The sequence below is a fragment of the Mesorhizobium sp. M2A.F.Ca.ET.043.02.1.1 genome (assembly GCF_003952405.1).
GTDB lineage: Bacteria > Pseudomonadota > Alphaproteobacteria > Rhizobiales > Rhizobiaceae > Mesorhizobium.
In genome coordinates this window covers 6,690,673-6,700,763 of the sequence record NZ_CP034445.1, presented here as the reverse complement: position 1 = coordinate 6,700,763, position 10,091 = coordinate 6,690,673, and the positions used below count along the sequence as shown (strand labels likewise).

At 63.9% G+C, this 10,091-nt stretch carries 11 protein-coding genes and 1 pseudogene; 10 read left to right on the top strand and 2 right to left on the bottom strand.

The genetic code is table 11. From position 1 onward, the window contains the following. Nucleotide 1: 1 nt before the first annotated feature. From EJ068_RS32430 to EJ068_RS32410, 5 genes and pseudogenes are all read left to right on the top strand, one after another. Nucleotides 2-544 (top strand): annotated as a pseudogene (locus EJ068_RS32430) (metal-dependent hydrolase); the annotation flags it as partial. A 115-nt stretch (nt 545-659) separates the two neighbouring features. After that, nucleotides 660-947, top strand: coding sequence for an Asp-tRNA(Asn)/Glu-tRNA(Gln) amidotransferase subunit GatC (gatC, locus tag EJ068_RS32425; RefSeq protein WP_126082631.1), 288 nt, complete (start codon nt 660-662; stop codon nt 945-947). Between the two features lie 3 nt (nt 948-950). Further along, nucleotides 951-1,409 (top strand): GNAT family N-acetyltransferase, encoded by a 459-nt coding sequence (locus EJ068_RS32420; RefSeq protein WP_127251490.1) that lies wholly within the window; start codon nt 951-953, stop codon nt 1,407-1,409. Beyond that, entirely contained in the window at nt 1,409-2,974 is a 1,566-nt protein-coding gene (locus EJ068_RS32415; RefSeq protein WP_128315228.1) for an amidase family protein, read from the top strand. Before EJ068_RS32420 ends, EJ068_RS32415 begins: the two co-directional genes overlap by 1 nt. A gap of 30 nt (nt 2,975-3,004) precedes the next feature. Further along, on the top strand, nt 3,005-3,802 hold the full coding sequence (locus tag EJ068_RS32410; protein WP_129554984.1) for a YdcF family protein: 798 nt from the start codon (nt 3,005-3,007) through the stop codon (nt 3,800-3,802). On the opposite strand, the gene EJ068_RS32405 is transcribed toward EJ068_RS32410, so the two are convergent. After that, nucleotides 3,775-4,494 (bottom strand): DUF599 domain-containing protein, encoded by a 720-nt coding sequence (locus tag EJ068_RS32405; protein WP_126082635.1) that lies wholly within the window; start codon nt 4,492-4,494, stop codon nt 3,775-3,777. The genes EJ068_RS32410 and EJ068_RS32405 overlap by 28 nt on opposite strands. Before the next feature lie 179 nt (nt 4,495-4,673). Between EJ068_RS32405 and EJ068_RS32400 the strand changes: the two genes are divergently transcribed. The 3 genes from EJ068_RS32400 (at nt 4,674) to EJ068_RS32390 (ending at nt 7,399) form a co-directional block, all read left to right on the top strand. After that, entirely contained in the window at nt 4,674-6,077 is a 1,404-nt protein-coding gene (locus EJ068_RS32400) for an L-serine ammonia-lyase (protein ID WP_126082636.1), read from the top strand. 84 nt (nt 6,078-6,161) lie between these two features. After that, on the top strand, nt 6,162-6,599 hold the full coding sequence (locus EJ068_RS32395; RefSeq protein ID WP_126082637.1) for a DUF1489 family protein: 438 nt from the start codon (nt 6,162-6,164) through the stop codon (nt 6,597-6,599). Between the two features lie 101 nt (nt 6,600-6,700). Continuing rightward, nucleotides 6,701-7,399: a molecular chaperone DnaJ gene (locus EJ068_RS32390; RefSeq protein WP_126082638.1), complete on the top strand. Its 699-nt coding sequence runs from the start codon at nt 6,701-6,703 to the stop codon at nt 7,397-7,399. 43 nt (nt 7,400-7,442) lie between these two features. On the opposite strand, the gene EJ068_RS32385 is transcribed toward EJ068_RS32390, so the two are convergent. Continuing rightward, entirely contained in the window at nt 7,443-8,867 is a 1,425-nt protein-coding gene (locus EJ068_RS32385) for a D-alanyl-D-alanine carboxypeptidase family protein (RefSeq protein WP_127251493.1), read from the bottom strand. A gap of 287 nt (nt 8,868-9,154) precedes the next feature. Between EJ068_RS32385 and EJ068_RS32380 the strand changes: the two genes are divergently transcribed. Together EJ068_RS32380 and clpS are read left to right on the top strand one after the other, a co-directional pair. Further along, complete coding sequence (locus EJ068_RS32380; protein ID WP_042642580.1) at nt 9,155-9,484, top strand: phasin family protein; 330 nt, start codon at nt 9,155-9,157, stop codon at nt 9,482-9,484. A gap of 276 nt (nt 9,485-9,760) precedes the next feature. Then, nucleotides 9,761-10,087, top strand: coding sequence for an ATP-dependent Clp protease adapter ClpS (gene clpS, locus EJ068_RS32375; protein WP_036258315.1), 327 nt, complete (start codon nt 9,761-9,763; stop codon nt 10,085-10,087). Nucleotides 10,088-10,091: the final 4 nt, after the last annotated feature.

Here is a 10,091-nt window from a genome sequence, read left to right as displayed (position 1 = left end):
TGTCAGCGGCGCGGTCGAGGTGCTGAAGAAAAGCGGCGCCATGCTGGTCGCCAATTTCGAGATCTGCATGTACCTCGTCGGCCAGGGCGTCAGCGGCGACAAGATCAATCCGGGCAATATCGGCGGCACCGTCGATTGCGGGCCGTTCACCACGACGTTCGTCCAGGCGCTGCATTCGTCCTCCTTCGGCGGTGAAGGCGGCACCAACACCTATCTCGGCAATCCGGGTGGACTCGTCCTGCATTTTCCCGAAGACAAGACGCTCTACCACATGGGCGACACCGACATCTTCTCCGACATGGGGCTGATCAACGAGCTGCACGAGCCAAAGGTCGGCATCGTGCCGATCGGCGACCGCTTCACCATGGGCGGCGCGGTGGCGGCCCTTGCCTGCCGTCGGTTCTTCGGCTTCGATACCGTCGTTCCCTGCCATTTCAGGACTTTCCCGATGATCGACCAGACCGCCGACAAATTCGTCGCCGGCATGGAAGGCTCGGGCGTCAACGTGGCGCTGCCTGAGATCGGCAAGCCGATCACGATCTAGGTCGCCTCATCGACCATTGGGGGGCAACGGGCGCAATCGCTCCGGCATCATGCATGTTGCGCGGCAGACGCCGCGCCGCTATAGCCCGCACTGGTTTTCCCGAGGCGAAAAGAACATGTCCGTTGATCTTCAGACCGTGAAGCGCGTCGCGCGCCTTGCCCGTATCGCGGTGAGCGAGGAGGACGCCGAGCGCATGACCGGCGAATTGAACGCCATTCTCGGCTTCGTCGAGCAATTGAACGAGGTCGATGTCTCGGGCGTCGAGCCGATGACCTCGGTCACGCCGATGGAGATGAAGAAGCGCCAGGATGTCGTCACCGACGGCAACAAGCCCGCCGACGTCGTCGCCAACGCGCCGGCGACGGAAGAGAATTTCTTCCTCGTTCCGAAGGTGGTGGAGTAGACCGTGGCTGTCGAGATCGCCGTCGAGACGCCTCTGCAGGACGACGTGCGCGCGCTGGTCGCCGAACTCAACGCCGCGCTGCTCGAGCTGACGCCGGCCGAGCATTGCTATCACCTGACGGTCGAGCAGATGGCCTGCTCGGACACGACGGTGTTCATCGCGCGCGACAACGGCCTTGCCGTCGGTTGCGGCGCGCTGAAGCGCCACGACGAGGCGACCGGCGAGGTCAAGCGCATGTACACGCGGCCTTCGCATCGCGGCATGAAGATCGGCGCCGAGATCGTCGGGCGGGTCGAGGCGCTTGCCCGGCAGGAAGGGCTGACGCGCCTGGTGCTCGAAACCGGCGATCGCCATCCCGCCGCCTGGACCGTCTATGAGCGCGCCGGATTCACGCGTTGCGGACCGGTGCTGGATTATCCCGACTCCGAATGGTCGGTGTTTTACGAAAAGAGCCTTGCCTGATGAGCGACCTCACACATCTCACCATTTCCGAGGCCCGCGCCAAGCTGCGCGGCAAGGAGATCACCGCGGCCGAGATCACCGAGGCCTATCTGGCGGCGATCGATCGCGCCAATCTTTTGCTCAACGCCTATGTGGCCGTCACCGCCGACAAGGCGCGTGACATGGCAAGGAACTCGGATGCCAAGCTTGCCAAGGGCGAGGGTGGCGCGCTGGAGGGTATCCCGCTCGGCATCAAGGATCTGTTTGCCACCGAAGGCATCCACACCCAGGCCTGCAGCCACGTGCTGGACGGTTTTAGGCCGCGCTACGAGTCCACCGTAACCTCCAATCTGTGGGCCGACGGCGCCGTCATGCTGGGCAAGCTCAACATGGACGAGTTCGCCATGGGCTCATCCAACGAGACCTCCTATTACGGCCCGGTGATCAATCCGTGGCGGCGCTCGCGTGTCGATACGGTCGTCATGCCGACGACGCATCAGGGTGATGGCGGCTTCGTCTCCGCCGGCGGCACCAAGACCCAGCGCACGCTCGACAACGCCCAGCTGGTGCCGGGCGGTTCGTCCGGCGGCTCGGCATCGTCCGTGGCCGCGTTTCTCTGCGCCGGCGCCACCGCAACTGACACCGGCGGCTCGATCCGCCAGCCCGCCGCCCTGACCGGCACGGTCGGCATCAAGCCGACCTATGGCCGTTGCTCGCGCTGGGGCATCGTTGCTTTCGCCTCGTCGCTCGACCAGGCCGGGCCGATCGCCCGCGACGTGCGCGACGCCGCGATTCTGCTGAAGTCCATGGCTTCCGTCGACCCGAAGGACACGACCTCGGTCGACCGCCCGGTGCCGGACTATGAAGCGGCGATCGGCAAGCCGATCAAGGGCATGAAGGTCGGCATTCCGAAGGAATACCGTGTCGACGGCATGCCGCAAGACATCGAGGCGCTCTGGCAGAAAGGCATAGCCTGGCTGAAGGATGCCGGCGCCGAGATCGTCGATATCTCGCTGCCGCACACCAAATATGCCTTGCCGGCTTATTATATCGTGGCCCCTGCCGAGGCTTCGTCGAATCTCGCCCGCTACGACGGCGTGCGCTACGGCCTGCGCGTGCCCGGCAAGGACATCATCGACATGTATGAGAAGACCCGCGCCGCCGGCTTCGGCCGCGAGGTCAAGCGGCGCATCATGATCGGCACCTATTTGCTGTCGGCCGGCTATTACGACGCCTATTATCTGCAGGCGCAGAAGGTGCGCACGCTGATCAAGCGCGACTTCGAGAATGTCTTCGCCGCCGGCGTCGACGTCATCCTGACGCCTGCAACTCCGTCGGCCGCCTTTGGCATCGCCGACGAGGACATGGCCTCCGATCCGGTCAAGATGTATCTCAACGACATCTTCACTGTGACGGTGAACATGGCCGGCCTTCCCGGCATTTCCGTGCCGGCCGGCCTCGACGGCAAGGGCCTGCCGCTTGGCCTGCAGCTCATCGGCCGCCCGTTCGACGAGGAGACGCTGTTCCAGACGGCCAATGTCATCGAGCAGGCGGCCGGCAAATTTCAGCCGGAAAAGTGGTGGTAGGCTCATACCTCATCTGACAGAGGGTGAGGGATGTTCTACTACTTGTCGAAAGTCTTCTGGTTCTTCGGCCAGCCGATCAATCTGGCGATCTTCCTGCTGCTTGCCGGACTGTTGGCAGCGCTGTTCAGGCGCCGCCGGCTGGCGGCGACGGGCAGTGTGCTCGGCATCGCCATCCTGGTTCTTTCCCCCTGGACGTCGGTCGGCGCGATGATACTCAACCCGCTGGAAGAACGCTTTCCGAAGCCGCCATTGCCCGAGAAGGTCGATGGCATCGTCGTGCTTGGCGGCGGCTTCGAGGGCGCCATCAACCTGGCGCGCGGCGGTTATGAGCTGAACAGCGGCGGCGACCGCATGGTGGAGACGGCGATCCTCGCCAGGCGCTTTCCCCAGGCGAAGATCGTCGTGTCCGGCGGCAATGGCTCGCTTTTCCTCGACGGCGAGGGCGATGCTGACACGGCGCCGCGCCTGCTAGGCGCGCTCGGCGTTTCGGCCGATCGCCTGATCCTCGAGGACAAATCGCGCAACACCTACGAGAACGCCGTCTTCTCGCGAAAGCTTGTCGAGCCGAAGCCTGGCGAGACGTGGCTGCTGGTCACCTCGGCCTTCCACATGCCGCGCGCCAAGGCGCTGTTCGACAAGGCGGGCTTTGCGACCATTCCGTGGCCGGTCGATTATCGCACATCGGGCAGGGAGGGCGTCGGCATCTACCGCGACAATCCCGTTGATTCGGTGCAGGCGACCACCATTGCGGTGCGCGAATGGATCGGGCTTTTTGCCTACCGGCTGTCCGGCAGGATCGATCAGCTCTTTCCCGGACCGGGCGGCTGACCGAGCACTGCCTGCCGCGCCGCCGAGAAGAACTGGCGGCGCACCAGCACCGCCAGAAGCACCAGCGTCGACATCACGAAGACGACCGGGTCGACGAACCAGCCGAGATAACCGATCGAGAAGAAGACGGCGCGCAGCCCGGCGTTGAAGTGCTTGCCGGCGAGCACGTTCATCCGCGTCGCCCGCCACACCGCGGTTTCGCTGACCGGATTGCGCGAGGCAGGGCCATGCGGGGTCGGCACGGCGCCGATCAGGATCGAGCAATAGTTGAACAGCCGGTAGGCCCAGCCGAATTTGAAGAAGGCGAAGGCCAGGATCAGCACCAGGCCGAATACCTTGGTCTGGAAGGTTTCGCGCGACGAAGCCTCGCCGAACGGCAGGTCGGCCAGAACCTGGAGCACGCGGTCGGAGGCGCCGAGCAGGGCAAAGCAGCCGCCGAGCGCGATCAGGGAAGACGAGGCAAAGAAGGCGGTGCCTTGCTGCAGGCCGCCCATGATGGCGGTATCGACAATGCGTATCTCGCGCTCGGCCATATTGCGCATCCAGGCCTCGCGCTGGGCATTCATCGCGGTCGTCAGCGAGACGCGGCTGATCAGCTTGCCGTCGGAGGCGAGCGTGTGCAGCACCCAGACGACCAGAAAGAAGGTCAAAGCCGCCAGATCTGCCAATGAGAGATGGAGTGAGTCGCCCATGCGTTCTTGTAACACAGGCGACGCCGGCGCTTCGACGGGGCAGGAGGCCTCAGCAGGATGATGTCGCTGGCGGAGCAAACAAGGTCGGCAGCCGCCGCGCCGCGACTTGCAAAACAGCGGAAACATCCAGGGAATTCCTATATGTAAGTTTCTGACCGGCGCTCAGGAGACAACGGCCCGTGTTCCTTTCGGTTTTCGACCTGTTCAAGATCGGCATCGGGCCGTCGAGCTCGCACACGATGGGGCCGATGACGGCCGCGCGCCGTTTCCTCGACGAGATCCTGGCCGGCGATTGGCCGCGCCCGGCAGGCGTCAAAGTCGACCGCATCGGCGCCAGCCTGCATGGCTCGCTTGCCTATACCGGCATTGGCCACGGCTCGGACCGCGCCGTCATGCTCGGCCTGGCCGGCCAGACGCCGCAGACGGTCGATCCGGACGAGGCCGACGGCATCGTCGCCCGCATCGGCGCGGAAAAGCGCATTTCGCCGCCGGGGCATCCGATTTACCGTTTCGATCCCGCCAAGGACCTCGTGCTCGACCGCAAGACGCCGCTGACCGGCCACGCCAACGGCATGGCCTTCTATGCCTATGATGTGTCCGACCGGCTGCTGCTCAAGCGCATCTATTATTCGATCGGCGGCGGCTTCGTCGTTTCCGAGGAAGAATTGCAGCGCATGAAGGCCAAGGGCTCGGTGACGACCGAGGGCAGACGAGTGCCGTATCCCTTCAAGAATGCCGTCGAGATGCTGGCGATGGCGACAAAGAGCGGGCTTTCGATCGCCGAGATGAAACGCGCCAACGAGGAAAAGCACATGTCGCGCGAGGAGCTCGATGCGGGCCTCGACGCAATCTGGGGCGCGATGAAAGGCTGCATTGACCGCGGCCTGTCGCAGGACGGCATCATGCCGGGCGGACTGAAGGTGCGCCGCCGTGCGCGGCAATTGCACGACAAATTACAGGAACAGTGGCAGCAGAACCGGCCCAACCCCTTGCTCGCCAATGACTGGCTGTCCATCTACGCCATGGCGGTCAATGAGGAGAACGCCGCCGGCGGGCGGGTGGTGACGGCGCCGACCAATGGCGCGGCCGGCACGCTGCCGGCGGTGCTGCGCTATTGGCTGCATTTCCATCCCGAAGCCGATCAGCCGAGCATCCGGGATTTCCTGCTGACGGCCGCGGCCGTCGGCGGCATCATCAAGTCCAACGCCTCGATCTCGGGCGCCGAAGTCGGTTGCCAGGGCGAGGTGGGCTCCGCCTCGGCCATGGCCGCCGCCGGCCTGTGCGCCGTGATGGGTGGCACGCCAGAGCAGGTGGAGAACGCCGCCGAGATTGCGCTCGAGCATCATCTCGGCATGACCTGCGATCCTGTCGGCGGCCTGGTGCAGGTGCCCTGCATCGAGCGCAATGCCCTTGGCGCGGTAAAGGCCGTGACGGCCGCTTCCTTGGCCATCAAGGGCGACGGCACGCATTTCGTGCCGCTCGACGCCGCGATCGAGACCATGCGCCAGACCGGCCTCGACATGAACGAGAAGTACAAGGAAACCAGCCTCGGCGGTCTGGCGGTGAACGTGGTGGAGTGCTGAAGTCTTACGGACACTCCAGGCTGGCCCTGTGGAGAAGTCGCTCAAGGCGTTGACGCGTCAACCCTCGCGGCTAAATCTTGGGGCATGTCACTCAATCTCCTAAAACTGTGCGTCGGCTGCGACAGCGTCGAGGATCTCGAAGAGTGGATCGCCTTCCGCCTCGACGAGCGGCGGCGCGCCGGCGAGCCGGTCGAGCACTGGCACACCACCCGCATGGTGCCGACGCGCGGCAGCGAGATCACGGACGGCGGCTCGCTCTATTGGGTGATCAAGGGCAGCGTGCAGTGCCGGCAGCTGATCACCGAGATCAGGCCCTTCACCGACGCTGAAGGTATCGGCCGCTGTCACCTGGTGCTCGATCCCGAGGTCGTGCGCACCGACTGGCAGCCGCGGCGCGCCTTCCAGGGCTGGCGTTACCTCAAGCCCGCCAATGCGCCGGCCGATCTCGGCAAGGGCATGGCGGCACTCGCCGAGATGCCGCGGAAGCTGAGGCTCGAACTCGCCGAACTCGGACTGCTCTAAGCGCTGGTCCTTCGGCTCGCCCAGCGTGGGGGCTTGCAAGCGCCGGACCTAGGTCCCATCCTATTTCCTATGCTCAGTCATCCGTATGGCGGCGCAAACCGATGGGTGTGATCCTTGCATTGGCGGCAATCCTTGTGGTGCTTTTTGGCGCCGCGTTGCTCTTCGTGCGTGCTGATGCGGCGAGGATGGCCGACGGTCTGCGATCGCTCGGGCCGGCCTTGCTGGGGCTGGTCGGCGCGCCCATGCTGGTCTTCGGCCGCAGCCTCATCGGCGGACTGCTTCTGCTCGCGGCGCTCGCCTGGGTCGGCTGGATTCGCACGAGACGGCCTCCGGCGCGGGCCGCCGCTTCCAAGCATTCGACGGTGCGCACCGCCGCGCTCGAAATGGACCTCGACCATGACAGCGGCAGGCTCGAGGGGCTTGTTCTGGCCGGGCGCTATGAAGGCAAGATGCTTGGTGCGATGGGGCTGACGGATCTGCGCCAGCTTTATGGCGAGCTCAGCCCCGATCCGGAGAGCCGCCAGCTCCTAGAGACGTATCTTGACGGCCGTTTTCCCGTCTGGCGCAAGGACGCGCAGCCGCACAGTGGCGAAGGGCTGAGTGTTGCGCCAGGTGCGGGCGCCATGACTAAGGAGGAGGCCTACAAGGTCCTTGGTCTTGAAGCGGGGGCCGCCGCGGCGGATATCCGCAAGGCGCATCGCCGCCTGATGCAGCGCCTGAACGCCGATGTCGGCGGCACGTCTGTCCTGGCGGCGCGGATCAATGAAGCCAAGGACGTCCTGCTCTCCAATCACGATTAGTCTCCTTCGACGCCGGTACCTTCCGGGAGATTTGAACAGCCGCCTATTGCTCGACGGCGTAGCACGAGATTTTCTTGCGCTTCAGGGCATCGCAGGCCTTCCAGGCGGCATTCTTCGAGCCGAAGCCGCCGAAGCGGGCGCGGTAAAAGGTGACGCCATCCTTATCGAAGGCGACGGTGAAGCCGGAAGCATCGGCGAGGACCTTCGGCGCCTGCTTGGCGGTCTGATCGAGAAGGCTCTGAGCTCCAGATTTGGTGGGCGAGGAAGCAACCTGAACCACCCAGCCTGACGGCACCGACGACGTCTTCACCGGATCGATCGCCGGCGCGGCGGGTGTCGGTTCGGCATAGGCCGTGACCGCCTGCGACGTGGTCTCCTGCGGCTTGGCAGCCGGCGCCATGGCGGCCACCGCAACCGTCTTCACCTTCCTGACCTGGATCACGGGCTTCGTCTCTTCGGCGACCTGTTGGGTGTCGTCCTGGACGTCGTCGGCCGAGGCAACGACAGTGTCGTCCGTCGCCGGCTTTTCGTCCGGTGTCGGTGCGTCATGCTTGGGCAAAAAGACCTTGGCCAGCGTCTTGATCGGATTGTCATTGCCCTTGGCGATGAGATCGCCGCCGCCGCGCGTCGAGGCGCGCGGCAGATAGGTGGTGATCAGCGCGGCCATCTGGTTGTCGCGGCTGCGGCCGGAAGCGCCGCCCATCACCACCGCGACGAGGCGGCGGTCGCCGTCGGCGACGGAGGAGACGAGATTGTAACCCGACATGCGGGTGTAGCCGGTCTTGATGCCGTCGACGCCCTTGATGCGGCCAAGCAGGCGGTTGTGGCCGTTGATGCGCTGGCGGCCATACATGAACGAGCGTTGCGAGAAATAGCCGTAATATTGCGGGAAGTGCTCGCGCAGCGCTATGCCAAGCATCGCCATGTCGTGCGCCGTGGTGAACTGGCCCGGATCGGGCAGGCCGTTGGCGTTGCGGAAGACGGTGCCGTTCATGCCGAGCTGGCGCGCCTTGGCGGTCATCATGCGGGCGAAATTGTCCTCGCTGCCGCCGAGCAATTCGCCGAGCGCGGTGGCGGAGTCGTTGGCCGATTTCGTCACCATAGACAGGATCGCGGTCTCAACCGGAACCGAGCCGCCGGCGCGCACACCGAGCTTGGTCGGCGGCTGGGCCGCGGCATGCGCTGAGTAGGGCACTGGCGTGTTCTTGCTGACCCGGCCCTTCGCCAGCGCCTCGAAGGTGAGGTAGAGCGTCATCATCTTGGTGAGCGAAGCCGGATAGCGCCGGCCATTGGCGTCGGCCGAATAGAGCACCTTGCCGGTCTTGGCATCCACCACAATGGCCGCGGACTTTGCGGCAAGGGCCGACGCCACATCGGCAGCGATAATCGTCATCGCCAGCGCGGCGACCATGACTGCCTTGAAGGAGAATGAGGATTTGGAGACCAGCCCCGACAACGCCTGACGCACCGTTACTACCCTGAAATTTTCGTTGCCCCGGAGGCGGCTACGGGAGTGCCTGCCTCACTTCCGGCCAAGCTATCGCGGTCAGCGTTACCAATCCGTTTATGGTAACCGCCGCGTTCACCATTTTTCGGCAAATCGAGCTTCTCTTTAATCGAATTTTACCGGCCGGCGGCGCTGGAGCCCCTGCGCACCAAGGGATTCTTGACTTTTGTGCGTTGCACAATATATTAAGGTGCATTGCACAAGGGCGCCCGGGGCAGAAAGGGCGTTTCAACCAAGGGAAGTATGAAATGACCCAGACCTATGAGGACTTCACGAAATACGGCAAGGAGTTTGCCGACACCGGGCTGAAGAGCTTTGCCTCGCTCACCAAGGGCGCGCAGGCGATCGCCACCGAAGCCGGCGAATACACCAAGAAGAGCTTCGAGGCCGGCAGCGCAGCCTTCGAGAAGCTGTTCGCGGCCAAGTCGATCGAGAAGGCCATCGAGATCCAGACCGATTACGCCAAGCAGAGCTATGAGAGCTTCGTGGCCGAGGCCAGCAAGATCGGCAATCTCTATGCCGAGCTCGCCAAGGAGGCTTACAAGCCGTTCGAATCGGTGGTCGCCAAAGCGAAGTAATTTCGCCGGATCATATCCATACGGCCAGCCGGCCCGTGAAAAGGACCCGGTCGCGGTAGCGCGGCCGGGTTTTTTCGTGGCCGATCGCAACCCGATGCACATTGCCGCATTCACGATTGAGAAATTCGCTGAGGTTTGCCCACCTAGCCATATTGTCAGCTAAACAGAAGGGCTTAAAATCGTCCATCGAGAACCTACATGTTGAACTCGCATGAGGATTCGAAAAGGCTGGACTACGTGACGATCGGTTTGACTGCCACGGCAGGCGTGGTGCGAATGCAAAGTGACGGGGACCGCAACGATCCCGGTCGCGGTACCGCTGTCATCACGCGCACCAAGACCAAAACCAAAAAGCCCAGTCTCTACCGGGTTCTCATTCTGAACGACGACTACACGCCCATGGAGTTCGTCGTTCACGTCCTGGAGCGTTTTTTCCAAAAGGACCGCGAGGCCGCCACACGCATCATGCTTCATGTTCACAATCATGGAGTGGGCGAGTGCGGTATCTACACATTCGAGGTGGCCGAGACCAAAGTGTCCCAGGTCATGGATTTCGCCCGACAGAATCAGCATCCGCTGCAATGCGTGATGGAGAAGAAGTGAGGTA

Excerpts from the sequence above, each read along its gene's own strand:
- gatC (WP_126082631.1), top strand. The coding sequence starts at position 660 with ATGTCCGTTGATCTTCAGACCGTGAAGCGCGTCGCGCGCCTTGCCCGT.
- EJ068_RS32415 (WP_128315228.1), top strand. The coding sequence starts at position 1,409 with ATGAGCGACCTCACACATCTCACCATTTCCGAGGCCCGCGCCAAGCTG.
- EJ068_RS32410 (WP_129554984.1), top strand. The coding sequence starts at position 3,005 with ATGTTCTACTACTTGTCGAAAGTCTTCTGGTTCTTCGGCCAGCCGATC.
- EJ068_RS32405 (WP_126082635.1), bottom strand. The coding sequence starts at position 4,494 with ATGGGCGACTCACTCCATCTCTCATTGGCAGATCTGGCGGCTTTGACC.
- EJ068_RS32395 (WP_126082637.1), top strand. The coding sequence starts at position 6,162 with ATGTCACTCAATCTCCTAAAACTGTGCGTCGGCTGCGACAGCGTCGAG.
- EJ068_RS32390 (WP_126082638.1), top strand. The coding sequence starts at position 6,701 with ATGGGTGTGATCCTTGCATTGGCGGCAATCCTTGTGGTGCTTTTTGGC.
- EJ068_RS32380 (WP_042642580.1), top strand. The coding sequence starts at position 9,155 with ATGACCCAGACCTATGAGGACTTCACGAAATACGGCAAGGAGTTTGCC.
- clpS (WP_036258315.1), top strand. The coding sequence starts at position 9,761 with ATGCAAAGTGACGGGGACCGCAACGATCCCGGTCGCGGTACCGCTGTC.